Source organism: Lentzea indica (genome assembly GCF_012184385.1).
GTDB classification, from domain to species: domain Bacteria; phylum Actinomycetota; class Actinomycetes; order Mycobacteriales; family Pseudonocardiaceae; genus Lentzea; species Lentzea indica.
Window position 1 is genome coordinate 25628 of record NZ_VSRL01000001.1, and the last position, 24709, is coordinate 50336.

Annotated in this window: 24 protein-coding genes; 6 read left to right on the forward strand and 18 right to left on the reverse strand. The window is 68.4% G+C overall.

Going from position 1 to position 24709, the window contains the following annotated elements; translation table 11 throughout:
- Positions 1–39: 39 nt before the first annotated feature.
- Positions 40–630, reverse strand: a complete 591-nt coding sequence (locus FXN61_RS00145) for a malonic semialdehyde reductase (protein WP_167969156.1) — start codon at positions 628–630, stop codon at positions 40–42.
- Positions 620–1984 (reverse strand): GMC family oxidoreductase, encoded by a 1365-nt coding sequence (locus FXN61_RS00150; protein ID WP_167969157.1) that lies wholly within the window; start codon positions 1982–1984, stop codon positions 620–622. Before FXN61_RS00150 ends, FXN61_RS00145 begins: the two co-directional genes overlap by 11 nt.
- A 134-nt stretch (positions 1985–2118) precedes the next feature.
- On the opposite strand from FXN61_RS00150, the gene FXN61_RS00155 reads away from it, so the two are divergent.
- Positions 2119–3147: an MDR family NADP-dependent oxidoreductase gene (locus tag FXN61_RS00155; RefSeq protein ID WP_167969158.1), complete on the forward strand. Its 1029-nt coding sequence runs from the start codon at positions 2119–2121 to the stop codon at positions 3145–3147.
- 58 nt (positions 3148–3205) lie between these two features.
- On the opposite strand, the gene FXN61_RS00160 is transcribed toward FXN61_RS00155, so the two are convergent.
- The 6 genes from FXN61_RS00160 to FXN61_RS00185 all read right to left on the reverse strand — a co-directional run bounded on the left by FXN61_RS00160 (position 3206) and on the right by FXN61_RS00185 (position 10029).
- Positions 3206–4378 (reverse strand): nucleotide disphospho-sugar-binding domain-containing protein, encoded by a 1173-nt coding sequence (locus tag FXN61_RS00160; RefSeq protein WP_167969159.1) that lies wholly within the window; start codon positions 4376–4378, stop codon positions 3206–3208.
- 13 nt (positions 4379–4391) lie between these two features.
- On the reverse strand, positions 4392–5165 hold the full coding sequence (locus FXN61_RS00165; RefSeq protein WP_167969160.1) for an NAD-dependent epimerase/dehydratase family protein: 774 nt from the start codon (positions 5163–5165) through the stop codon (positions 4392–4394).
- A 10-nt stretch (positions 5166–5175) separates the two neighbouring features.
- Positions 5176–5625, reverse strand: a complete 450-nt coding sequence (locus tag FXN61_RS00170; protein WP_167969161.1) for an ester cyclase — start codon at positions 5623–5625, stop codon at positions 5176–5178.
- Between the two features lie 112 nt (positions 5626–5737).
- On the reverse strand, positions 5738–7327 hold the full coding sequence (locus FXN61_RS00175) for an MFS transporter (RefSeq protein WP_167969162.1): 1590 nt from the start codon (positions 7325–7327) through the stop codon (positions 5738–5740).
- 6 nt (positions 7328–7333) lie between these two features.
- The gene (locus tag FXN61_RS00180) at positions 7334–8509 is read right to left on the reverse strand and encodes a nucleotide disphospho-sugar-binding domain-containing protein (RefSeq protein WP_167969163.1); all 1176 of its coding nucleotides are present in this window, start codon (positions 8507–8509) and stop codon (positions 7334–7336) included.
- A 110-nt stretch (positions 8510–8619) separates the two neighbouring features.
- Positions 8620–10029 carry an NDP-hexose 2,3-dehydratase family protein gene (locus tag FXN61_RS00185; RefSeq protein WP_167969164.1) on the reverse strand — a complete coding sequence of 470 codons (1410 nt, stop codon included), beginning with the start codon at positions 10027–10029 and terminating at the stop codon, positions 8620–8622.
- A 166-nt stretch (positions 10030–10195) separates the two neighbouring features.
- Between FXN61_RS00185 and FXN61_RS00190 the strand changes: the two genes are divergently transcribed.
- Positions 10196–11134 (forward strand): acyltransferase family protein, encoded by a 939-nt coding sequence (locus FXN61_RS00190; RefSeq protein WP_167969165.1) that lies wholly within the window; start codon positions 10196–10198, stop codon positions 11132–11134.
- Positions 11095–11370 (forward strand): hypothetical protein, encoded by a 276-nt coding sequence (locus tag FXN61_RS00195; protein ID WP_167969166.1) that lies wholly within the window; start codon positions 11095–11097, stop codon positions 11368–11370. Before FXN61_RS00190 ends, FXN61_RS00195 begins: the two co-directional genes overlap by 40 nt.
- Positions 11371–11437: 67 nt before the next feature.
- Here FXN61_RS00195 and FXN61_RS00200 read toward each other — a convergent pair whose 3' ends face one another.
- The gene (locus FXN61_RS00200) at positions 11438–12649 is read right to left on the reverse strand and encodes a cytochrome P450 (protein ID WP_167969167.1); all 1212 of its coding nucleotides are present in this window, start codon (positions 12647–12649) and stop codon (positions 11438–11440) included.
- Between the two features lie 119 nt (positions 12650–12768).
- On the opposite strand from FXN61_RS00200, the gene FXN61_RS00205 reads away from it, so the two are divergent.
- Positions 12769–13890 carry an epoxide hydrolase family protein gene (locus FXN61_RS00205; protein ID WP_167969168.1) on the forward strand — a complete coding sequence of 374 codons (1122 nt, stop codon included), beginning with the start codon at positions 12769–12771 and terminating at the stop codon, positions 13888–13890.
- A 64-nt stretch (positions 13891–13954) separates the two neighbouring features.
- Here the strand turns inward: FXN61_RS00205 and FXN61_RS00210 are convergent, their stop codons facing one another.
- Genes FXN61_RS00210 through FXN61_RS00220 form a run of 3 tightly spaced genes read right to left on the reverse strand, consistent with a single transcriptional unit; the run spans position 13955 to position 16234 of the window.
- Positions 13955–15121, reverse strand: a complete 1167-nt coding sequence (locus FXN61_RS00210; RefSeq protein ID WP_167969169.1) for an NAD(P)/FAD-dependent oxidoreductase — start codon at positions 15119–15121, stop codon at positions 13955–13957.
- Positions 15121–15897, reverse strand: a complete 777-nt coding sequence (locus tag FXN61_RS00215; RefSeq protein WP_167969170.1) for an SDR family NAD(P)-dependent oxidoreductase — start codon at positions 15895–15897, stop codon at positions 15121–15123. Before FXN61_RS00215 ends, FXN61_RS00210 begins: the two co-directional genes overlap by 1 nt.
- Positions 15898–15910: 13 nt before the next feature.
- Positions 15911–16234, reverse strand: coding sequence for a 2Fe-2S iron-sulfur cluster-binding protein (locus FXN61_RS00220; RefSeq protein WP_086665187.1), 324 nt, complete (start codon positions 16232–16234; stop codon positions 15911–15913).
- Positions 16235–16390: 156 nt separating this feature from the next.
- On the opposite strand from FXN61_RS00220, the gene FXN61_RS00225 reads away from it, so the two are divergent.
- Positions 16391–17809 carry an alpha/beta fold hydrolase gene (locus FXN61_RS00225; protein WP_167969171.1) on the forward strand — a complete coding sequence of 473 codons (1419 nt, stop codon included), beginning with the start codon at positions 16391–16393 and terminating at the stop codon, positions 17807–17809.
- A gap of 39 nt (positions 17810–17848) precedes the next feature.
- Here the strand turns inward: FXN61_RS00225 and FXN61_RS00230 are convergent, their stop codons facing one another.
- From FXN61_RS00230 to FXN61_RS00240, 3 genes are read right to left on the reverse strand one after another with little or no spacing between them, the layout of a single operon-like run.
- Positions 17849–18805, reverse strand: a complete 957-nt coding sequence (locus tag FXN61_RS00230) for a Gfo/Idh/MocA family protein (protein WP_167969172.1) — start codon at positions 18803–18805, stop codon at positions 17849–17851.
- On the reverse strand, positions 18778–19869 hold the full coding sequence (locus FXN61_RS00235) for an acyl-CoA dehydrogenase family protein (RefSeq protein WP_167969173.1): 1092 nt from the start codon (positions 19867–19869) through the stop codon (positions 18778–18780). The genes FXN61_RS00230 and FXN61_RS00235 overlap by 28 nt, the downstream gene beginning before the upstream one ends.
- Complete coding sequence (locus FXN61_RS00240; protein WP_223165260.1) at positions 19866–20327, reverse strand: nuclear transport factor 2 family protein; 462 nt, start codon at positions 20325–20327, stop codon at positions 19866–19868. Before FXN61_RS00240 ends, FXN61_RS00235 begins: the two co-directional genes overlap by 4 nt.
- 154 nt (positions 20328–20481) lie before the next feature.
- Between FXN61_RS00240 and FXN61_RS00245 the strand changes: the two genes are divergently transcribed.
- On the forward strand, positions 20482–20970 hold the full coding sequence (locus FXN61_RS00245) for an SRPBCC family protein (RefSeq protein ID WP_167969175.1): 489 nt from the start codon (positions 20482–20484) through the stop codon (positions 20968–20970).
- Positions 20971–21076: 106 nt separating this feature from the next.
- Here the strand turns inward: FXN61_RS00245 and ilvN are convergent, their stop codons facing one another.
- The 3 genes from ilvN to FXN61_RS00260 are packed head-to-tail and all read right to left on the reverse strand — an operon-like array spanning position 21077 to position 23899.
- Entirely contained in the window at positions 21077–21343 is a 267-nt protein-coding gene (gene ilvN / locus FXN61_RS00250; protein WP_167969176.1) for an acetolactate synthase small subunit, read from the reverse strand.
- Positions 21343–23055, reverse strand: coding sequence for an acetolactate synthase large subunit (locus tag FXN61_RS00255; protein WP_167969177.1), 1713 nt, complete (start codon positions 23053–23055; stop codon positions 21343–21345). The genes ilvN and FXN61_RS00255 overlap by 1 nt, the downstream gene beginning before the upstream one ends.
- 28 nt (positions 23056–23083) lie before the next feature.
- Positions 23084–23899 (reverse strand): AfsR/SARP family transcriptional regulator, encoded by an 816-nt coding sequence (locus FXN61_RS00260; RefSeq protein ID WP_167969178.1) that lies wholly within the window; start codon positions 23897–23899, stop codon positions 23084–23086.
- Between the last annotated feature and the right edge of the window lie 810 nt (positions 23900–24709).

Below are 24709 nucleotides of genomic sequence, written 5' to 3' on the forward strand. Positions count from 1 at the left end.
CCCCCGCCAGGTCAGCGGGGGCCTCTTTCGTCCTGCACGTCAGGCGGCGGTGACGACCTCGTCGTACTCGAGCCGCGGCGATCGCGGCCACCAGGCGTTCTCCCCTGGCTTGCCGATGTTCATGACCAGCAGCACCTTCTGCTTGCCGTCCGGGAAGAACTCCGCGTTCACGGCGTTGGCGTCGAACCCGATCATCGGGCCGGCGCACAGGCCGGCCGCGCGGATGCCGAGGAGGAAGTACGCGGCCTGCATCGTGCCGTTCTGCACGGCGGAGGCCTCGCGGATCGCCGGGTCCGCGAACATGTCCTTGGCCTCGGGGAAGTGCGGGAACAACGTCGGCATCAGCTCGTGGAACTCGAGGTCCGCGGCCAGGATCGCGACCAGCGGCGCCTGCGCGACCTTGGCTCCGTTCGGTCCGTACATCGTCTTGACCAGACGCTCGCGGGCATCGTCGGAGCGGATCAGCACGATGCGCAGCGGCTGCTGGTTCATCGACGTCGGGGCGTACTTGACGAGGTCGTAGATGGCCTGCACCGTCTCGTCGGAGACCGGTTCGGACGAGAACGTGTTGGCCGTACGGGCTTCACGGAACAGCAGGTCCTGGGCTGCGGCGTCCAATTCAAGCGACATGGCGCGACTCCTCGATCAGTACCGCGGAGATGCGCTCCGCGAGCATCATGGTGGGCAGATTCGTGTTGGCGGCAGGCACTTCCGGCATGACCGACGCGTCGGCGACCCACAGGCCGTCCACGCCGAACACCTGTCCGTCCGGCGACACAACGGAACCCATCGCGCACGTGCCGACCGCGTGGTGGTACGTGCCGACGTTCGCGAAGATCCACCGGTCCAGTGCCTGGTCGTCGGAGAGGTCGGCCGGTGGGCTGTTGAGCGGCGGGCCGTCGAGCTCCCCGGCGAACGGCTTGGTGCCGACCAGGCGTAGCAGGTCGCGCACACCGGATCGCATCAGCGATCTGTCCTCATAGGACCGAAGCAGGCCGAGGTCGATGTGCGGCGCGTCCGTCGGGTCGGCCGACCGCAGCCACACCTTGCCGCGTGAGGAGGGCTTGAGCAGCGCCACCGAGATGATCAGGTTCGCGCCGGTCGTCTCCGCGGGCGACGGGGCGCCCGGCAGGAACTGCAGCCCGGAGTCCGTCGTCGCGACGGCCTGGTACAGCGCGGGACCGCGGCCCATCAGCTTCACCGTGACGAGCGGGTGGTCCTGCAACCCGTGCCCCACCGGCAGATCCGCGACGACCGAGATGCCCAGCGCCGACAACGCCGTGGCCGGCCCGATCCCGGACCGCATCAGCACGGCGGGCGAACCGTACGCGCCCGCGGCGACCACGACGGTGCGGGCGGACACCGTCTCGCCGCCGAGCAGCACCACGCCGACGGCCTTGCCGTCCCTGATGAGCACCTTGCACACCAAGGAGTTCGGCCGGATCGTCAGGTTGTCCCTGGACCGGGCGTCCGCGAGATAGGTGACCGCGGTGCTCTGCCGCACGCCGTCGATCTCGTTCAACGGCACTGGTCCCGCGCCGATCGCACCCGGTGCATTGTGGTCCTCGACCCGTTGCAGGCCAAGGGAGACGGCGGTCTCGATGAACGCCCGGTTCGTGGACGTCATGTCCTCGGCGGGCCTGCGGATTGGCACCACCGACTCCACGGTGTCGAAGTACCGCGACGCCAGGTCGAACGACCACGGGCCGGGCCACGCGTCGTAGTCGGAAGGCGCACCGCGCAGCGCGATGCACGCGTTGACCGCCGAGCACCCGCCGACGATCTTGCCGCGCGGCAGGTTCAGCGGCTCGCCGCCGATCTGCGGCTCTGACCGGTACATCCAGTTGTGCGTGGGGCCCGCTGCGGGGTCGTCAGGCCCCGCTTCCAGCAGCAGCACGCGCCGAGAAGGGTCCTCCGACAGCCGTGCCGCCAGAACGCCGCCCGCCGAGCCACTGCCGACCACGATGACGTCGAAGTCAGCCATGGCCCCTAGTCAGCCAGTGCTCCCTGCAACCCCGCTCGCGAGTGCCTTGAGGTGGCTCAGGTTCCTCTCAAGGCCCGCAAAGCCGTGGCCGGGGACGGTGGGAACCCCACTGTGCAAGGCATAAGGAGATCCGTATGAGCGCCGAAGCGATTCCGACGACGTCGCGGGAGCTGCGCCTGGTTTCGCGTCCGGCGGACCGGCTGACCCAGGAGAACTTCGAGCTCGTCGAGGTGCCGACGCCGACACCGGGCGACGGCGAGGTGCTGGTGCGCAACGAGTGGATGTTCCTCGGCTCGGTGTACCGCGACCTGATGAACGAGGAGACGGCCCTGCCGATCCCCAACTACGAGATCGGCAAGACCCCGTGGTGCACCACCGTCGGAACGGTCGTGGTGTCCAACAACGAGGAACTGCCGGTGGGCACCTTCGTGCTGCACTACGAGGGCTGGCGCGAGTGGGCGGTCGTGAGCCCCGGGTTCGGTGTGAAGAAGCTCGACCGCTCGCTGCTGCCCGGCGCGGAGTACTACCTCGCCAACGGCCCGACCGCGTGGCGCGGCATCGTCGAGATGGCCGGTGCCGGCGAGGGTGACGTCGTGTTCGTCTCCGGTGCGACCGGCGCGGTCGGCACGCTCGCCGGTCAGATCGCGAAGGCCCGCGGCGCCAAGCTCGTCATCGGTTCCACCGGCAGCAAGGAGAAGGTCGACTTCCTGCTCAACGAGGCAGGCTTCGACGCGGCGTTCGACTACCACGACGGCCCGGTGCTGGACCAGCTGCGCGCGCTCGCCCCCGACGGCATCACGGTGTGCTTCGACAACGTCGGCGGCGACCAGTTCGAGGCCGCCGTCGAACACGCCCAGCCCGGCGCCCGGTTCGCCCTGTGCGGCGCGCTGAGCGGCCAGATCGGCGGCACGGACGGCGACCACCCGCGCCTCGCCCTGATGCGCGCCATCGCGAAGCAGCTGACGTTCCGCGGGTTCGCCACGTTCGACACCGAGGAGCAGCTGGCCGCGTGGAACCAAACGTTCTCCACCTGGCTGAAGGAGGACAAGATCTCCTTCGCCCACACCGTCGTCAAGGGCGGCGTGCCGGTCGCGGCGGAGGCTTTCATCGCGTTGCTGGACAAGAAGTACGCGGGCACGGTCGTGCTCCAGCTCAACGACTGAGCGGCGGCGCGAAGAAGCCCCGGTCTCCTTGAGGCCGGGGCTTCTTGGCGCTCGGAGGTCAGACGCCCGCGAGGGCTTCCAGCTCCGGCACCAGCGCCGCGGGGGACGGCGCGCTGTGGATCTCGGCCTGCAACGCCAGCGACGCCTCCTTGGCCTCCGGCTTGCCGATCAGCTCCTCCAGGCGGTCCTGGATGAGCACCACGTCCTGCTGCTTCTCCACGGTCTCGATGGCGGCACCGGCACCGGTGGCCTCCAGCCGCTCCGCCCACGGGAAGTGGTCGGCGAACTGCGGCAGCACCAGCTGCGGCGTGGCGGCGTTCAGCGCGGTCAGGCCCGTGCCGGAACCACCGTGATGCACGATCACCGAGCACGTGCGCATGAACAGGTTCAGCGGCAGGTGCGCCGACGAGATCACCTTGTCGGCGATCACCGAGTGGTCCTCGGCGTCGATCCCGTTCGGCACGGCGAGTACGACCTCGACGTCACCGAGCCGCGCGATCGCCTCGTACACCCAGCCCAGCACCTTGCGCATGCCGAGCTCCTTGGGCATGGAGCCGAAGGACACGCAGATCCGCGGCTTCGACGGCTGCTCCAGCGCCCACGCCGGCAGCGCACCGAACCCGTTGGACGGCAGGTACCGCACGGGGCGGCCCTTCTCCAGCCCCGGCAGCTGGAACGACGGCGGGCACGGGTCGATGGTCAGGTCCGGCTCCGGCAGCCCGGTCAGGCCCAGCTGCTGCGCCACCGGGTCGAGGACCATGTGCGCGGTCTCCTCGAACGCCTCCGTCAACGGGTCGACGCCCCAGCGGTGGCGCACCACAGGAACACCGAGGATGCCGCCCAGCAGCCGCCCTGCGAGGTCCATCGGGTCCGTCAGGATCAGGTCTGGGGCGAACGCCTTGGCCTTCTCCAGCTGCAGCTGCAAGGTCTCCGCGGTGCGGCCGGCGGGACCGTAGGCGATGTTGCCCCAGAACTGGCGGTCCGGCCGCGGCAGCGCCTCGGCCGGTGAGGCGTTCTCGCCCGCCTGCTGGATGATGCCCTGCAGCATCATCTTCTGGTCCAGTTCCTCGCCGAGCGCGATGGCGTCGAGGCCCGTCGACTTCACGAAGGGCACGAGGTGCTGCGGCGTGGTGACGATGACCTCGTGGCCGGCACCGCGCAGTGCCCAGCTCAGTGGGACGATCGGCTGCAGGTGCCCGCTCGCCGGCCACGTGCTGATGAGTACTCGCATTGCCGTTGCTCCTTCATCCGGCTGACGGTAGGTCTTCGAGTGGAACGCCGGTCGTGGCGCTGAGGTAGCGGTCGACGACGCGCCGGTAGTAGTCAGGGCCGAAGCCCAGCTCGCGCACGACGGGCGCGAGGCGGGTGAGCTTGGCCAGGGAGATGTCGTGGCGCGCGTACGCCTCGCGGTAGGTCTTCCGCAACGGCACGCGCAGCCGTTCTTCCAGGTGCTCCACCACCTCCGCGACCGGAACGGGCACGCCGCTCGCGACGTTCACGACCTCGTCGCACACCCTGCCGGTCAGCAAAGTGTCGAGCAGCCGCACCACGTCCAGGACGTCGATGAGGTCGCGGTGCGCTCCCCGCCAGACCTCGATCTCGCCGGAACGCACCTGTGCCACCAGCGTCGGCATCATCTGATGTGGACGCTGGTCGGGACCGACGAGATGTCCCAGGCGCAGCACCAGGTACGCCACCCCGGAGGCGCGGATCAACGCCTCCATCGCGAGCTTGTGGCGCCCGTAGGCGTTGCCGGGGAACACCGGGCCGTCCTCCGTGCCCGGCGAGTCCGGTGCGCCGTACATGGCGGCGGACGCGGTGGAGAAGTAGACGAACATCTTGCCTTCCGCGCGGCACCTGCGGATCGCGTCGTGCACGATGCCGGTCTCACGGCCGAACTCGTCCGACGACGTGGCGACGGTCGAGGAAGATCCGGCCGCGAACGCGACGACGTTGTGATGCTTTCCCGAGATACGTGCGAGGTTCATGGCCAGGAAGCCACGTCCGATGACGTCCATGGGAGGTCCCTTACTGGGAGATGTCCTGTTCGCTGCGGACACCGATGTGTTGCACGAGCAGACCGTCGCGGCCCTCGAAGAAGTGCGCCTGCGCGTAGGTGAAGCGCGTGCCGACGGGAGCCGGCTGGCCTTCCTCCGTCTCGGTGCCGGTGAAGCGCACGCGCAACACGACCGTGGTGCCCTCAGCGACGGCCTGCTGCACCTCCCACTTCGCGTCCTTGAAGCGGCGGTTCAGCCACAGGATGTGCTGCCGCACGCCTTCCGGGCCGTCGGGGAACATCCCGGGCGGACCGGTGACGTCGAAGAAGTCGTCGTGGATGATCCCGTCGACCAGGCTGAGGTCCTGGGTGTTCAAGGCCACCTGCAGCTTGAGCGCGAGGTCCTTGTAGTGCTCGCTGATGGACTTCTTGTACGTGGCGGCGAGCGCCACGTCCAAGGAGGGTTCTGTCACCGCGGTCATCCTGAGTCTCCCTCGTGGATTCCTTGAAAAGAGCCCTGACACCGCGGAAGGCTCGCCGATCGCGAGATCGGCGAGCCTTCCGGGCAATGGACTTGCTGAAGCTGAACCTGACCTACTTCTTGGCGTCCGCGTCGGCGGTCCACTCGGACGCGGCCGCGTTGTCGCCGCCGCCCCACTGCGCGGCGGCCTCCGCGCTCCACTCGCCGCCGCCTTCGCCGCCTTCCCACGCGCTCGGGTCCCACGCGGGCTTCGGCATCTTCGGCAGGAAGAAGATCATCCCGGCCGCCGCGAGCTCCAGGGCCACGACCACCCAGATGCTGGTCTCGATCGCCGGCAGATAGCCGGATCCGCCGACCACCGCGAAGAACACGGTGCCGAGGATCGCGACACCCAGCGCGCCACCGAACTGCTGCACCGAGGTCAGCGTGCCGGACGCCGAGCCCGTCTCCTGCGGGTCGACACCCGCGAGGATCAGCTCGAAGAACGGCGCCATCGCGAGACCCATGCCGATGCCGGCGAAGAACAGCGACGGGGACATCGCCCAGCCGCCCACGTCGGGACCGCCCAGCGTGATCGTGAAGTAGAACCCGATCAGGCCGATGATCATGCCGGCGAGTCCGATGTGGATCAGGCGGCGGCCGAGCTTCGCGGCCAGGCCCGCGCCGGACGCGGCGAAGCCGAACGTGGAGCCGATCGCCTGCGGCAGCACCGCGAGCGACGCACCGAGCGCGGTGAAGCCGAGGCCCAGCTGCAGGTAGATGCTCAGCACCAGCGAGAAACCGGTGAGCGCGGAGAACAGCGCGAGGCCGGCGACCAGACCGCCGTTGAACGCCTTCTTCTTGAACAGCGACGGCACGACGAGCGGCTCGCCGCCCTTCTTGTCGCGGCGTCCCTCGTACCAGCCGAACACGAAGAACGTGAGCACACCGGCCGCGATGGACACGAAGGTCCACGCCGGCCAGCCCTCTTCACGCCCCTGCACGACCGGGACGACCAGCAACGCGGCACCACCCGAGGCGAGCAACGCACCGACCAGGTCGAGTTTCTTCGCGGTCTTGTTGGCCTTCGGGAAGCACTTGATGGCACCGAAGATCGCCAGCAGGCCGAGCGGCAGGTTGATCAGGAAGATCATCCGCCAGCCGGTGCCGAACAGGTCGAGGTTGATCAGCCAGCCACCGAGGATCGGCCCGCCGATGGTCGCGAGGCCGAGGATCGGGCCGTAGGCGCCGAACGCCTTGGCCATCTCCTTGGGCGGGAACACCTCGGTGATGACGCCGAGACCCTGCGGCAGCATCATCGCGCCGAAGAGACCCTGCAGCACGCGGGCGGTCACCAGGACACCCGGTGTCGTCGCGACGCTGCACAGCGCCGAGGCGATCGTGAAGCCGGTGGCACCGACGACGAACATCTGCTTCTTGCCGAAGATGTCACCGAGGCGGCCACCGATGATCAGGCCGCACGCCATGGCGAGCGTGTAACCGGCACCCATCCACTGGATGAAGGTCGCGCCACCACCGATGTCCGCCACGATGGACGGAGCGGCGATGACCGTGATCAGCGAGTCGAGAATGTCCATCGCGGTGGCCAGCAGGATGACGCCGAGTGCCAGCCAGCGCCATTTGAACGGCTCACCTTGGGTCGCGTTGGCTCCCGGCCAACTCTGCGCACCTGAATCCGGCGCCGCGTCGATGTTCTGGGTCATAGCTCCTCACTCAGTTTCTTCCGCTGCGCCAACGGCGCGGTGACGGACGAAGTCCTCGATCACCGGCACTACCGCGCCGGGCGAGGGCATTTCCTCTATCGCTTGCTTCAACTGACTCGCCCGATCCCGGTAGGACGCGTCCTCCAGCAACGCCCGGCAGGCCTCGAGCACCTCAGCCGGTTCCACCTCCTGTGACTCGAGCTGCCTGGCAGCGCCGAACTCGCAGAGACGTTGTGCGGAATCCCGTTGCTCCGCCATGACTCCCGGAGCGAGCAGCTGCGGAAGTCCGGCGATCAGGGAGGACATGGTCGATCCCCCACCCGCGTGATGCACCGTGAGATCACAGGCGGGCAGCACGGAGGTGAGCGGCATCCACCCGGCGGCGACGACGGCGTCGGGCAGCGGAGCGAGCTTGGCGACCGCTTCGTCCGGCATCGCGAGCACGAGCTCCACACCCAGCGAGGGCAGGGTGCGGACCAGCTCGTCGAAGATGGCGGGGCCCGCGGGGGAGTTCGGCAGGATGGTGCCGAGCGTGATCATGATGCGGGGGCGGTCGCGCTTTTCGAAGACCCAGGTGGGTACCGGGGCCGGCGTGTCGTACTGGACGCAACGCATCGGTTGCCCCGCAACGACGTCCGAGGGCCGGATGAGCGCGGGGCAGGTGTCGAGCACCATGTCGGGCTCCGGCAACCCGTCGAACCCGAGCCTCTCCAGCTCGGGTGCGAACTCCTCGGCCGTCCAGCTGTCGATGTCGGAGCGGTAACCGATGCCGATGCCGTTCTCGAACCACGGGATGCCGTGGATCTTCGCGGCCACACCGGCGGAGAACGCGTGCGCCTCGCCGATGATCGCGTCCGGCCGCCAGGCCTCGGTGATGGCGAGCATGCCGTCGATCGTGCGGGCGGCGAGCCTGCCGAAACCGCGGCCGACCTGCTCGAGCAGGCCCTCCTCGGTGCCGGCCTGCGCCAGCGGGTTGCCCGCTCGGTCGTGCAGCATGACCTCGCGCATGTGCATGGGCCCGTAGGTGGCCACGTGCGGGAGACCCGAGCCGTTGACCGTGGCGGCCATGCTCTCCGGGCTCGCGACGAGCACCTCGTGACCCGCCGCCCGCAAGGCCCACGCCAGCGGGACGACCGGGAAGTAGAGCCCGAACGACGGACCGCTACTCACTAGGATCTTCATGCTGACCACGCTATTCAAGCCGGATCGGGCGGGACTCGAATCGCGCTGGAGCCGCCTCACCCGATCGTGTTTTTTCGGTCTGGGAGCGGTACCATTTCCCGCCGCGTCGACTAACCCAGCGCGTTGAGCGCCGCCACCAGCGTTCTGGCCTGCACGTTCACGTAACGGCCGTGCCTGAGCAGATCCGTCAGCTGCCCGACGGTGACCCACGCGTACTGCGGCGGAACATCGGCGGGAAATGATTCGTCCGCCTCGACGACGAGATAGTCGCTTTCCGTGTCGAGGAATCGCCCGCCCTCTTCGGAATGCACCGTCGAGTAATGGATTCGCGACTTCTCCGCGGACAGCACGTGGTCGAGGAACGGTGGCCGTTCGGCGTCGTGGTAGTTGCCGGGAACGCACTGCACGGTCGGCCCCAGCTCCACCGTGTCGAGGAACCCGCCCTCGAGCCGCGCGTGCACCAGCACGTGCAGCACACCGCCGAACTGCTTCACGACGAACGCCGCGACGCCCCTGCCGTGCTGCTCGAACAGCGGTTGCGTCCAGCTGGTCACCTCGCGGTTGCCCGCGATCGCCCGCACCGCCACGCACCGGAAGAACTTCCCGTCCTCACGGCAGATCTCGTCCTCGGTGCGGATCCAGCCCGGCACGGCGTTGAGCGGGATGCGCGAGACGTCGATGTCGTGGTCGGCGCGCTGCCCGGTGAACCAGCTCAGCACGTCCGGTGTCGTCGACAGCGCACCCGCGTGCGGGTCGCGTGAGGCCAGCAGCGCGGCCTGGAAGTCGTCCGCGGGCTCAGCGAAACCCGACGCCGGCAGGCACGAGAGAACCGTGCGCGAGTCCATGTTGACGAGGTTGTCCCTGTGCAGCAACGCGTTCACCTGGCCGAGCGTGAGCCAGCAGAAGTCGTCGTCCATCGGGACGTCCTCTGTCACCTCGACGACGATGTTGCGGTTGCTCTTGCGGTAGAACCAGGATCCGTGCTCGGACTGCAGCACGTCGACGATCACCCTGCCGCGCTGGGCGCCCTCGGCGAAGTACTCCAGGTACTTCACCTTGGCGCCCTGGTGCACGCGCGTGTAGTTCGACTTCGTCGCCTGCACGGTGGGCGAGAGCTGCAGCAGGTTCGGGTTGCCCGGCTCCATCTTCGCCTGCATCAGGCAGTGCAGGACGCCGCCGAACTCCTTGACGAGGATCCCGAGCATGCCGACCTCGGGCTGGCGGATGATCGGCTGGCTCCACGAACGAGCCGCCGTGCCGACCTTCAGGCCCTCGACGGTGAAGAACTTGCCGCTGCGGTGCACGATGTTGCCGGTGTCCTCGGCGAAGGACCAGAGGTCCATGTCGGCGAACGGGATGCGCTCGACCCGGAACGCGTTGGCGAGCCAGCGTTCGGTGAGCCAGAGGTCGAAGTCCTCGGTCTGCAGGAACGCGCCTTGCTCGGTGGCGGCGGACCTCGCGAGCCTCGCCGGGAGGTCGATGTCCTCCCGCCTGCGCAGCTCCGTGGTGGACGGTGTCACGGCAACCTCCCTGGGAACTCCCTCGACGGGAAACGGTGTCCGCGCGCGCTCGAGCGGGAATCGGGAAGTGGCTGAGGCAACGGCTTTCGAGCAGGTCGCGAGCCATTCGCCATGACGTGTTCCCACCATCGGGCGACCCAACCGTTGTTCTCCGAAAGGTCCCCACGTGTCGAGCCAAGTAGCGAGTTCGTCGAGACTCCCGTCGCTGACGGGCATGCGGTTCGTCGCCGCGGCAATGGTCTTCGTCTTCCACGGCAGCCTGGAGTTCCTCTTCAGGACGCCGGAGGTCGGCTTCCTCTACATGATCGCGACCAGCACCGCCGGGTTCGTCGGCGTGTCGTTCTTCTTCATCCTCAGTGGATTCGTGCTGACGTGGTCGGCCCGGCCCGGTGACACGAAGGGGAGCTTCTTCCGGCGCCGGTTCGCGAAGATCGTGCCCAACCACGTCGTCACGTTCGTCGCGGCGATCGTGCTGCTGCTGGTGTTCCGCCAGGCGGTCGACCCGGCCTCCGCCGTCGCGAACCTGTTCCTGGTGCAGGCGTGGATCCCGGACTACGACGTGCTGTTGTCCGGCAACGGTGTCGCGTGGTCGCTGTCCGTCGAGGCCGTGTTCTACCTGTCGTTCCCGTTCCTGCTGGTGCTGATCAACAAGATCAGGCCGTCGCGGCTGTGGTTCTACGCCGGCGCCACGATCCTCGCGGTGCTGCTGGTGCCGTTGCTGGCCAAGGCGTTGCTGCCGTCGACGCCGGTGTGGCCGTGGGGTCCCGCGTCCTACGCCCAGATATGGTTCGTCTACAACTTCCCGGTGGCGCGCCTGTTCGAGTTCGCGCTCGGCATCATCCTGGCGCGGATCGTCATGACCGGGCGGTGGATCGGCCTGGGCGTCAAGTGGGGCATCGCACTCGCGTTCGCGGGCTACGTGGCCTCGCTGTTCGTGCCGTTCCTGTACGCGTTCGTCGGCGCGACGATCATTCCGCTGGCGCTGCTGATCCCGGCCGCGCGGTCGCGGACGTCAAGGGCCGCAGGACGTTCTTCGCGCGGCCGAGCATGGTGTGGCTGGGCGAGGTGTCGTTCGCGTTCTACCTGGTGCACCGGCTCGTGCTGACGTACGGGCACTGGGCGTTCGGCACGGAGATCAACGCTTTCGGCGCGCTGGGCGGCAAGGCGTGGCCGGCGCCGGTCGCGCTGGCGTTCCTGGTGGCGGCGTTCGTGGTGTCCCTGCTGGTCTCCTGGGCGCTGTTCGCGTGGGTGGAGACACCGTTCATGCGGCGGTTCGGCCGCACGACGGTGAAGCCCTTGCAGACCTCGCCGCAGGAGGATGTCGTTGGCGCGGTTCGCTGAGCAGACAACGAGAAAGGCCCGCCGGTTCGCACCGGCGGGCCTTTCTCGTGTCGTCACAAGATGGCGGTCACCAGGTGACGGGCATCTCGTAGACGCCGTACATGACCGCGCCGTCCTTGTACTGCAGCTCGTTCCACGGCTTGGCCAGCTTGAGGTCCGGGATGCGCTGGAACAGCTTGGTGAGCACCACGGTCAGCTCGACGCGGGCGATCTCGGCGCCGATGCAGTGGTGCACGCCGTAGCCGAACGCGACGTGGTTGCGCGCGTTCGGGCGGGTGATGTCGAACTTGTCCGGCTCGGGGAAGGCCTCGGGGTCGCGGTTGGCAGCGCCACCGCAGATGATCATGCCCTCGCCCTCCTTGATGGTGACGGGGCCGGCGTCGATGTCGGCCAGCGCCACGCGGGAGGACGCGAGGTCGCCCGGCGTGAGGTAGCGCAGCAGTTCCTCGACCGCGTTGGGCGCGAGGCTCCAGTCGTTCTTCAGCTTCTCCAGCTGGTCGGGGTGCTCCAGCAGGGTCATGGCGCCGATCGCGATCATCGCGGCGCTGGTCTCGTGGCCGCCGTTGAGCAGCAGGCGGACCAGGTTGACGAGCTCACGGCTGTCGTAGAGACCGGCCTCGTGGAACCGGACGACGATGCGGCTGATCAGGTCCTCGCCCGGTTCCTTGAGCTTGCGCTCCAGCAGTTCGGCGAGGTAGCCGTTCAGCTCGGTGATCGCGGCCATCCGCACCTCGGCGCTGGACTTGCCGCCGAACAGCTTGTCGGTGCGGTCGTGCAGGTAGTCGTGGTCCTGGTGCGGGATACCGAGGATCTCGCAGACGATCGTCAACGGCACCGGCAGCGCCAGCGCGGTGACGAGGTCGCACGGCGGACCCTGGCGCAGCATCTCGTCGATGCGCTCGTCGACGATGGCCTCGATCCTCGGCAGCATCGCGCGGACGCGCTGCTTGGTGAACTCACCGGACACCGCGGCCATCCGGCGGTAGGCCGTGTGCTTGGGCGGGTCCCATCCGATGAACGAGCCCTCGGTGCGGAACTGCGGCGGGATGTCGATGTAGTACGGGAAACCCTCGTGGCCGCGGTCGGAGCTCGCGTTCGGCTCGGTGAGAAGCTTGCGCACGTGCTCGTAGCTCGTGACCACGTACGCCTCACGACCCGTGCGGAGCTCGACTTTGGCGATGGGGTTCTCCGTGCGGAGCTGCGCGTATTCCTCCGGGGGCTGGTACGGGCACTTGCGGTGCCATGGGAAAGGCGTCAGCTCTGTCTCGGCGTTGGTCATTGCGGTTTCCCTTCTCGTCAGCCGCGCTCGACCGTGCCAGTCCCGCTTGGAGATGCCCTGGATGTCCGCTCAACCGCCGTCAAGGGTTCTTCGAGGTGCCGCCGGTAACGTGCCGACGCATGAACGCCAACGTCACCGAGTTCAGGGCCGAGGTCCCTCAGTCCTCTGTGGACGATCTGCGCACGCGTCTGTCCCTGACCCGCTGGCCGGACGCGGAGACGGTGTCCGACTGGTCGCAGGGCGCGCCGCTGGAGTTCGTCCGCTCGCTCGCCGAGCACTGGGAGCACAAGTACGACTGGAGGGCCGTCGAGTCACGGCTGAACACCCTTCCCCAGTATCGCACCGAGATCGACGATCTCGGCATCCACTTCCTCCACGTCCGCTCGCCACACGCCCAGGCGACGCCGTTGCTGCTGACGCACGGCTGGCCGGGTTCGGTGCTGGAGTTCCTGGAGGTCCTGGAGCCTCTCACCAACCCGGAGGACCCGGCGGACGCCTTCCACGTCGTCGTGCCCTCCCTGCCGGGCTACGGTTTCTCCGACAGGCCGACGCAGACCGGTTGGGGCGTCGAGAGGATCGCCCGCGCGTGGTCGGGGCTCATGGAGGTCCTCGGCTACGAACGCTATGCCGCGCACGGCGGCGACTGGGGTTCGTTCGTCACCGCGGAGCTGGGTCACATCGACGCCGCACGGTTGATCGGCATCCACCTGACGATGGTGTTCGCCGGGGCGCCCGAGGCTCAGGTCGAGCTGACGCAGCGCGACTACGCGGGTCTCTCGGCTCTCAAGGAGTTCCAGGCGCGCGAGGCCGGCTACTCCGCCATCCAGATGACCAAGCCGCAGACGATCGGCTACGGACTGCAGGACTCCCCTGTCGCGCTGCTGGCGTGGATCGCCGAGAAGTACTACTCCTGGACGGACCATGACAGGCCGTTCGAGGAGCTGGTACCGGTCGACAAGCTGCTGGACGCCGTGTCGATCTACTGGTTCACTGGGACGGCGACGTCGGCCGCACGGCTGTACTGGGAGTCGCACAACAGGGTGCCGATGCACCAGGTGTCCGTGCCGACCGGGGTGACGATCTTCCCGAAGGACGCCCGCATGCCGAAGGCGTGGATCGAGGGCAGGTTCAGCGACCTGCGGTACTGGCACGACGCTCCTGTCGGCGGCCACTTCCCCGGCATCGAGCGCCCGGACGTGCTCGTGTCCGAGCTCCGGACGTTCTTCCGCCAGGTGCGCTGAACGCGAACGGCGTCTGCAAGTACCACCAACTCGCTGTTGGTAGTACTTGCAGACGCCAGAACAGCTAGGCCGCGGTGCGCAGGTCGAAGCCGGGGACGGCGACCATCTCCGGCCGGATCGGGCAGTTCGCCGCGAGCAGCCGCCGGGCCAGGACGTGGTCGACGGGCTTGTTGACCGACTCCACACCGAGCAGTCTGTCGCTGGCGAAGCAGAACACCGAGAACGCGCCCGTCAGCGGATCTCCGGTCACCACAACGTTGTCGTGGCCGTCGGTGACGCCGGCGATCTGCACCTTCATCGCGTACTGGTCGCTCCAGAACCACGGCACCTGGGCGTACGGCTCGGCCGAACCCTGGATGACCGCGGCCACGCAGCTCGCCTGGTCGACGGCGTTCTGCACGGACTCCAACCGGATCTGCCGCGCGCCGTGGTGGAACCGGGCGCAGTCACCGATCGCGAAGACGGCCGGATCGGACGTCCGCAGCCACGCGTCCACGACGACGCCGTCGTCGACCGCGAGCCCGGCGTCTACGGCCAGTTCGACGTTCGGCACCACACCGATGCCCGCGACCACGAGATCGGCCGGCAACACCGTTCCGTCGGCAAGCACGACCTCACCGGGCCGCACCTCGGAAACGCAGGCGTTGAAGAGGAACTTCACGCCCCGACGCCGGTGCACCTGGACGACGTGCCCGGCGGTCTCCTCCGACAGGACACGGGACAACGCACGGGGTTGTGCCTCGACAACGGTGACGTCGCAGCCCGCTTCGCTTGCCACGGCGGCGTACTCGAGTCCGATGAACCCGGCGCCGACCGCGACCACGCGGCCCTCCGGGCGGGCGAAGTCGGCGTCCCCGATGGTGCGGATCGTGTGGGCGCCTGGGATCGGACGAGGACGCGAACCCGTTGCCAGCACGAGGTTCTCGTAGTCGACCGCGTGGCCGGAGCGCAGGACGACGCGCCGGGCCACGCGGTCCACGGAGACCACGGGGTCGTCGAGCACGAGGGAGATGTCGTGCTCGGTGTAGTAGGTCTCCGGACGGAACACCAGGTCGCCGATCCCGATGTCCCCCTGCAGGTAGGCCTTCGTGAGCGGCGGGCGCTGGTAGGGCAGCACGCCTTCGTCGCCGATCAGCGTGATGGGGCCGCGGTGTCCCAGCTCCCGAAGGGACACCGCGGCCTGGCAGCCCGCCTGGCCCGCACCGATGATCACGACAGGTGCGTCGGCCATCAGTAGTTCCCCAGGCCACCGCAGACGTTGAGCGCCTGCGCGGTGATGGAGTTCGCTGTCTCCGTGGTCAGGTAGGTGACCAGGCCGGCGACCTCCTCCGGCGTGGAGTAACGACCGAGCGGGATCTTCGCGTTGAACCGCTCCAGGACGTCGTCCTCGGTGATGCCCCAGTGGTTGGCGTAGCCCTGGCGCACCTTGCCCGCCATCGGCGTCTCAACGTAGCCGGGGCAGACGGCGTTGACCGTGATGCCGGTCTTCGCGAGCTCGAGCCCGACCGCCTTGGTGAAGCCGACGACACCGTGCTTCGACGCGCTGTACGGGGAGGCGTAGATGACGCCCTGCTTGCCACCGGTGGACGCGATGTTGATGACGCGGCCCCAGTCGCCCTGGTTCATCTTGCCGGTGGACAGGACTTCCTTGGTGACGCGGAAGACGCTGTGCAGGTTGGTGTCGATGACGTCGGTCCAGATGTTCTCGTCCAGCGTGGCGATCTCGCCACCACCGCCGCGACCGGCGTTGTTGACGAGGATCTCGATGCGGCCGAACGTCTCCACGGCCTTCGTGACGGCCTTGCGAATGTCCTCTGTGGACTTCACGTCGCAGGTGGTGCCGTCGGCCTCGTAGCCGTCCTCGCGGAGCTGCTTGACCGTCGAGGCGACGTTCTCCGCGTCGCGCGCGACCACGAACACCGCGTGGCCCGCCGCGCCGAGGGACTCCGCGACGGAGAGGCCGATTCCGCTGGTTGCGCCCGTGACGAAGGCGACCCGTCGAGTCATGGTTCAACGCTCCTCAGAGTTGCTTCTCGGGAAGGTGCACGACGAGCCCGTCCAGCTCCTCGGTGACCGGGATCTGGCAGCTCAGCCTGCTGTTGTCCTGACGGGGGCTCGCGGTGACGCACAACAGCCCGTCCTCCAGGTCGTGCATGGCCGGCAACGGTTTGGTGTTGTCCTTGTCCACGTAGATGTGGCAGGTCCCGCACGTCGCGCCACCGCCGCACTGGGCCAGGATGCCTTCGACGTTCGCCAGCTTCGCGCCGCGCATGATCGAGTTGCCCGGCTCGACGTCGACGACCGACGACGTCCCGTCCGGGTGGACATAGGTGATCTTGGCCATCGCGGTGTCTCCCCACGGAATCGGCTCGCCGGACTCCAGTCACAGTGCCGACGTCGTCTGGGGATCGCCTGGAACTCCCCTCGAACGCGTTCGAGACCTCCTCTAGGGCCTTTTGCGACCCTCACAACCCGACGCAACCGACGCGGAGGTCTTACCGTGCCCGACGCACTGCACGAGTTCTACGAACAGCGACCACAATGGTCCGCGCCGTCGGCGGAAGACGGCCTGGAACGCGCCACGATCTCCGTGCCGCGCGACTACAGCGACCCGCAGGGCGCTCGGCTCACGATCGCTCTTTCCCGCCTCCGCGCGACGAATCCCGCCAAGCGCAGGGGTGTGCTGCTCTCGGTCAACGGCGGCCCCGGCGGCGACAACGGCGAAGGCCTCAAGCTGCCGCTGGAGTTCCCGGACGAGGTCCGCGAGGTGTACGACCTGATCGGGTTCGACCCGCGCGGCATCGGCGAGTCCACCCGGCTCTACAGCGAGGTCGCGGTGCCCGTGGCGCCGTTCGACTCGCGTCCGCCGGACTCGTTGTTCGAGCAGATCGCCATCGACATGCGCGAGCGCGAGCTGGCGTGCGCGCGGGCGGGCGGCGACCTGCGCCCGCACATCACCACCCGCAACACCGCTCGGGACATGGACGTCATCCGCGGCGTGCTGGACGAGGACAAGATCAGCTTTGTCGGGTACGCCTACGGCACGCTGGTCGGCGCGGTCTACGGGTCGATGTTCCCCGCGCGCCTCGACCGCAGCGTCCTCGACTCGTGCGTCAACCCGAACTGGACGTGGCGCGAGCAGTTCGTCACGCAGGCCGAGGCCGTGTACCGGAACGTGCAGAAGTGGGCGCAGTGGACGGCCGAGCGCAACGTCCACTTCGGACTCGGCAGGTCCGCCGCCGCGGTGCTGGAGACGGTCGAGGAGGTCGTCTCCTCGTTGGAGGAGATGGGTGCGGTGCACCTGCGCACGTTGTTCGACGGCGCGGTGGGCACGCGCGCCACCGACCGCGGGCAGTGGGACTCGCTGGGCTACCTGATCAGCGACCTGCGCAAGGCCGAGGACGTCGCCACCGCCCAGAAGCTGATCGCCGGCGAAGGCACGTGGCGCCCGCAGGACACGACCGGCGAGCTCAGAATCGGTGTGCTGGAAGCCATCACGATGGAAACCGAGTGGCCCACCGACCTCGAGGTCTACTTCTCCGACATGCGTTACCACCGCGAGCATCACCCGTACGGCTTCGGTGTGTTGCGCGCACAGCCGTGGGTCGGCGCGTTCCGCACGTTCGAGTCCCGCGAGGAGCCGACGCACATCAAGCGTGTCGGCTACCCGGTCGGGCTGGTCGTGCAGGCCGACGGCGACCAGTACGACCGCTACGAGGGTGGTGTCGCGATGGCCGAACGTCTCGGCCACCACCTGGTCGTCGTCGAGGACTCCGGCGACCACGAGGTGTACGCGTTCGCCGGCAACACCGCGCTCGACGACATCGTCAACGCCTACCTGGTCGACGGTGTGCTGCCGGACAAGCGCGTCGGCGTGCCGGGTTCGACACCGCGGCCGGACATCCCCGCGGATGCGTGAACGCCAGAAGGGGCCCGGATCTCCGGGCCCCTTCATCGTTCACCTGGCCGCGTCTCTGACCGCGTCCACGAGCTGAGCCAGCTCTATCGACTCGCAGGACGTCGGGCCGCCGGTTTTGACGGCGGACACGAAGCTGCGGGCCGCGTTGGTGTACTGGTCGTCGGGTTCGAGCGTGAGCTGCTCACCACCGAGCCGCACGATCGGTGCGAGGTCTGCGGGCGGGGTGTAGGCGCGGTCGACGGTGATGTGGTTTTCGCTGCCCCACACCGCGTAGCTCGCCCGGTAGGTGTGTTCCATGCCGAACGTGAGCTGGGCCGTGACGCCACCGGGAGCCCTCAGCAGCACCGATCCCGAGACGTCCACACCGTAGGTGCTGTCGACCTTCAGGCTCGCGCCGAGCACCTGTAGTCCGGGGCCGAGCATCAGCACCGCTGCCTTGAGCGGATAGACGCCGACGTCGAGCAACGCCCCGCCGGCGAGGTCCTTGCGGTACCTGATGTCCCCGGAAGGCCGTGGCGGGATGGTGAACGACGCCTCGAAGGACCGCACCTCGCCGACGGCGCCCGAGAGGACGAGCCTGCGCACTTCGTGGTGCTGGGAGTGGTACGGGAACAGGAAGTTCTCCCGCAGGACGAGCCCGCGTTCCCTGGCCTGGGACACGAGGTCGGAGGTCTCCTCCAGCGACGGCGTGACCGGTTTCTCGGCCAGCACGTGCTTTCCGGCACGCAACGCACGTTCGATCCACACGGCGTGGTGCGCCGCGGGCAGCGGCACGTACACCGCGTCGAGGTCCATGCCGAGCAGCTTCTCATACCCGGTGACCGCCTCACAGCCGTAGTCGGCCGCGAGCTTGCCCGCCTTCTCCCCGTCCCTGCTCGCGACCGCGACGATGTCCACATCGGACAGACCCGCGAACGCGGGAAGCATCCTGCGGCGGGCGATGTCGGCACAACCGACGACGCCGAGCCTCACTCGCCGATCAACGCCGCTGGCCATGTCCGCACCACCGCTGTCTCGTACCGCAACGCGACGTGACTCGACGCGCTGACGATGTCGCGCCAGAACCGCTGCAACGGCGAGCTCTCGCTGAACCCGCTCGTGCCCGCGGCCCTGACGAGGGCGCCCACCGCGTCGACAAGGGTTTCCGCGGTGAAGGCGGCGTTGCGCTCGCAGCGCGCCATCAGCCTCGGCGTGAACGTCCGCTCGTCGAGCACCTGTGCGTTCTGCTCCACCAGGAACCGCGCGGAGTCGATCTGCGCGGAGGCCCGGCACAGGTCGGCCCCCTGGGTGATGTTGACCTTCTTGCCCCTCATGGCGTTCGTGGCCGCGTTGAGGGCGCCGTACGCGGCACCGACCGCGGGAGCGACGAACGTGAGGCCGCCGACCGCCTGGAACGGCGCGTTGTGCGCGGGCAGGCTGCTCGTGGTGTTCCTGCCGGAGATGAAGTCCGCGCGCAGGAACGACAGGTGCTCCGGCACGAACACGTCGTCAACGACGACGATGTGGCTGCTGGTGGCGCGCATGCCCGCGTTGTCCCAGCCCTCGACGACCGTGAAGTCCTTGCGCGGCAGGGCGAAGAACCGCGCCTCTGGCTCGCCTTCCGTGGCGACCATGCCGCAGAGCAAGGCCCAGTCGGCGAAGTCCACGCCGCTGACGTACGCCCAGCGGCCGCTCAGCCGATGGCCGCCCTGAGCCGTTGCCGCCTTGCCGAGCGGAGGCTGCGCCGTGACCACGAACGTGTCCGGGTCGCTGCCCCACAGCTCGTCGTGACCCAGCTGCGGCAGGTGCGTGGCATACCGGGCGGACAGCGCGGTGAGCGAGGCGCACCAGGCCGTCGAGGCACAGCCCTCCCCGACCGCCATGACGGCCTGCGTGAGCTCGCCGAACCCGCCTTCGCTGCCGCCGTAGGACTTCGCCACGAAGTGCCGCGCGAACCCGGCCTCCCGCACGGCCGCCACGATCTCCGGCGACAGCTTGCGCGTCCGGTCGGCTTCCTGAGCGTGCTCGGCGGCGAGCGCGCCCACCTTCTCCGCGACCGGGACGAGTCCGGTGTCGCTCATGCGGCTCCTTCCCTTGCCGCCGCGGCCGCGGCGATGGCGACGGGCGACGGCTCGTCGCGGTGGATCGTGCGGGACCTCGCCTGCAGCCCGCCGTCGACGCGCACCAGCACGTCCTCGATGAAGAACGTCGGCTCGAACGTGACGTTGCCGGCCTTGTCGGTCCTGGTGACCAGCGAGCAGTAGGAGACGTTGAGCGTGTTCTCGTCGACCTCTTCGATGACGTAGTGGTCGTTCCAGTGCCGAACGGCGGCACCGGCGTAGCGCGGCAGCGCGGCGTTGGCCCCCGCGATGAGCGCCGCCCTGCCCTCGACCTTCTCGCCGCGGTGGGCGTGGTCGGTGACGCCGTCCTCGGTGAAGGTGGCCGCGTACCCCTCGATGTCGAGCGCATCGAGCAGCCGCATCTGCAGCGCGTAGAACGTCTTCACCTCGATGTAGGTGTTCACGCTGACTGGGGACACTACGACTCCCTCCTCCTGTGTTCTGTGACACCTCACCTTCCACATCTGTGGTGGAAGCCCAGTGGAGGACGTCTCGTTCGAGGCCGCTTCTAGTTGCCGTGCAGTGCTTTCCCGGACGCTGGAGCCCGATTTGTCCATCACACCTGGAGGGCTCATGTCGGAGGCAACTCCCGATGTCGCCAAGTCCGTCACGGTCGAGTGCTCGATCGAGCAGGCGTTCGCGATCTTCGCGGAGCACCCGCTCGACTGGTGGCCGGAGAAGCACGTGTTCGTGCAGGACCGTCGCTCGATCACCATCGAACCCTTGGTGGGCGGCCGCTACTACGAGACGGGCGCCGACGGCCAGGAGATCGCCTGGGGCACGATCACCGAGTGGGACCCGCCGCGCCGCCTCGTCATGACCTGGCGGGTCGGCCCTGGCTGGCAGCCGATCTACGAGGACTCCAAGGCGTCGTTCATCAAGGTGGACTTCGAGGCTCTGGGCCCGGCCACCACGCGGGTGACGCTGACGCACGCCGACCTGGACCGCCACGGCCAGCCGCTGGCCGGCCAGATCTTCGGCGCGCTGAACGGTCCCAGCCCCGGCGACACGCTCGCCAAGTACGCGACGGCGGTTCAGAAGCACGCACCCGCGAAGGTGTGATCCCGCCGCGCGAGAAGAGCCCGCCCTCGGCTGAGAGCGGGCTCTTCTCGTTGCGGGAGAACGGGAAGAGGCCCACCCCGGAGGCTTTGGGGTGGGCCTCTTCCTCTCAGGCGCCGATCTGGTTCCGTGCGGAATCGGCCACCGCCACGACGCTCTTCACGTCGACCAACCGGGAAAGCTGCTTCACCAGCTGATCGGGAGAACGTCCGGCCGGCAGCCCCACCACCACGTCCATCCGGGAGACGTCGCCTCGCTCGGTGGGATCGAGGCTGAGCGACTCCACGTCGACGCCGCGACTGGAGAACAGCACGACGACCCTCGCCAGCGCGCCAGGGACGTTGCGCAGCACCATCGACAACACATGTCTGGTCATCACAGGTCCTCGTCGAACAGGGGCTTGATGCCCCGGACGGTCATGATCTCGTCGTTGCCGGTTCCCGCGGCCACCATCGGCCACACCTGGGCGTCCTCGCCGACCACGAAGTCGATCACCACCGGCCGGTCCCGCACCTCCATGGCGCGCATGATCACGTCGTCCACTTCGGACTTCTCCGCGCACCGCAACCCGACGCAGCCCAGTGCCTCTGCGAGTGCGACGAAGTCGGGAACGCGGTCGTGCGTGGACAGACCGGTGTTGGAGTACCGGCCGCGGTAGAACAGGTTCTGCCACTGGCGGACCATGCCGAGGTTGCCGTTGTTGATGACGGCGACCTTGATCGGAATGCCCTCCAGTGCGCACGTGACGAGCTCCTGGTTGGTCATCTGGAAGCAGCCGTCACCGTCGATCGCCCACACCGCGCGGTCCGGCACGCCGCACTGCGCGCCCATGGCGGCGGGGACCGCGAAGCCCATGGTGCCGAGACCGCCGGAGTTGATGAACGAACCCGGCCGTTCGTAGCCGATGAACTGCGCGGCCCACATCTGGTGCTGGCCGACGCCCGCCGTGTAGATCGCCTCGGGGCCGACGAGCGTGCCGATGCGCTCGATCACGTGCTGCGGCGACAGCGTGCCGTCGTCCGGCCAGTCGTAGCCGAGCGGGAAGCGGTCGCGCAGGCCGTCGAGGTACGCCCACCACGACGTGAGCACCGGAGCCTGGCGCACGGCCGCGTTCAGCGAGACCAGCACGTCGCGGCAGTCACCGATGATCGGCACGTCCGCCTTGCGGTTCTTGGAGATCTCGGCCGGGTCGATGTCCGCGTGGATCACCGCGGCGTTGGGAGCGAACAGCTTCAGGACGCCCGTGACGCGGTCGTCGAAGCGGGTGCCCAGCGCGATCAGCAGGTCGGACTGCTGCAGGGCGGCGACAGCGGGCACTGTGCCGTGCATGCCGGGCATGCCGAGGTGCTGGCGATGCGAGTCGGGGAACGCGCCGCGGGCCATCAGCGTGGTCACGACCGGAATGCCGGTGCGTTCGGCCAGCGCCCGCAGCTCGGCGGCGGCGCCGGCGCGGACCACTCCCCCTCCGACGTAGAACACCGGCCGGCGGGAGGAAGCGATCAGCCCGGCGGCGCGGCGGATCTCGTTGGCCGCAGGCGTCACCCGCGGGGTCGGGACGGGTGGTGCCGGCGTGTACGTCGTGGTGGCGGCCAGCACGTCCTTGGGAATGTCGACCAGCACCGGACCCGGCCTGCCGCCCGCGGCGAGCGCGAACGCCTCCGCGATCACCGCCGGGATGTCTTCGGGTTCCGTCACCTGGAACGCGTGCTTGGTGATCGGCAGGGAGATGGAGCGGATGTCGGCTTCCTGGAAGGCGTCCGTGCCGATCATCGACCTGTTGACCTGGCCGGTGATCGCCACGATCGGCACGGAGTCCATGTAGGCGTCGGCAAGCGGCGTGACGAGGTTCGTCGCGCCGGGGCCCGACGTCGCGACGCACACCCCGACCCGGCCCGTCGCCTGCGCGTAGCCCGATGCGGCGTGCCCGGCGCCCTGCTCGTGCCGCACGAGCACGTGCCGGATGTTCACCGAGTCCAGCAGCGGGTCGTACGCGGGAAGGATCGTCCCGCCGGGAATGCCGAAGATCACTTCACAACCGGCGTCCTCGAGCGCGCGGACCAGCGAGCTCGCACCGGTGACGGTATCCACGATCTGGCTCTCCCCGATCGAATGCGGATCAACCGGCGAGCTGGCGCTCCAGCTGACGTGCGGACGTCGGACCGTTCAGCGTCGGCTCGGAGCTGAGGATCGCGCACTGCAGCTGCCGCAAGCGCTCCGACGGCTCCAGGCCGAGCTCCTCGATCAAGGTGTCGCGCAGCGACTGGTACGCCTCCAGCGCACGCCACTGACGACCGGCGCGGTAGAGCGCGAGCATGTACTGCGCGCACAGGTTTTCGTGCATCGGGTGCTGCGCGGTCAGCACGGACAGTTCGCTCAGCAACGACTGGTGCTTGCCCAGCCGCAGGTCCGCCTCGATCCTGGCTTCCAGCACGCCGAGCCGTGACTCCTGGAGCCGGGTGACCTCCATGGCCAGCCGCACACCGATCTGCACGTCCACGAGCACCGGCCCGCGCCACACGTCGGTGGCCGAACGCAGCAGCCGTGACGCGGACTCGAGGTCGCCGACCTCCAGCGCGCGCTGACCGGCGACGGCGAGCCGCTCGTAGCTGCGCACGTCGATGGTCTCCGGTGCGACATCGAGCATGTAGCCGCCGTAACGGGTGACGAGCACGTTCTTCGCGGCGCCCGCGCTGCCCTCCGGCAACGCCGCCTCGATGCGGCGGCGAACCTGGAGCACGTATGTCTGGAGTGTGGTGAGCGCGCTTCTGGGCGGTGTCACTCCCCAGAGCTCTTCGATCAGGGAGGGCACGGTGACCACGTGTCCCGCCTGCAACGCGAGCAGTGACAGCACCTGCCGCGGCTTGACCGCGCTCGGCGTGATCGAGATGCCGTTCTCCCGTGCCTCCAGCGGTCCGAGAACTTTGATCTCCATGATGGGAGCCCTCCCCAGTTCCAGTTACAGCGGCGGCTTGCTGGTTGTTGTGCCATCAAGTTCACCTGAGCCGGGCTATCGAACGCCACGTAGCTCGGCACGACTCCGAGATGGCGGACTACCGCTCCCGGTGTGAGATATTCACGGGGCCGGACGTACCCAAACAATCCCTATGGGTAACGGCCTGAGCACCGCTCGTGACCAGCACGTTAAATACTCGTCCTTTTGAGCGAAATTTGCCGGAACCGGGAACCTCGGCACTATGTTCTGTACCGGTTCAGAAGTTGATCCGCGGCGGGACCGCGCTGTCTAGCATTTGCTGTGGGGTTCACCGAGAGGCCGCAGGAGCGCGCTCGGCTCCCTTGGGGGAATCGTGAATGAGTCGCCTGAACCGCCGAGACCCGGCAGGATCATCCACGCCGTTGTAGTGGGCATCTGCCTGGCCGACGTGGCGAGGCTGCTTCTGCGCGACCGCGAAACTACCCATTCCGCCATATATCTCATCGCATTGACCTTGGTTCTCGCACTGCAGGCGCTTCAATTCGGACAACTGAACGCACCCGCACGCCGCATCGCACTGGCGGCACAGACCGTGCTCGTGTTCCTGCCGTTCCCGCTGGTCGGCCACATGTGGACCGCGGTGCCCGGCCTGGTCGCCGGCAGCGCGCTGGCGCTCTTCAAACCGGCCGCGGGCTGGACCACGTTCGGTCTGACCGTCGCGGCGACAGGCCTCCTGCAAGCCTCGCCGCTGGAAGCAATGATCGCGACGACCGCGACTGGCCTGCTCGTGTCCGGCGTCGCGTTCCGCCC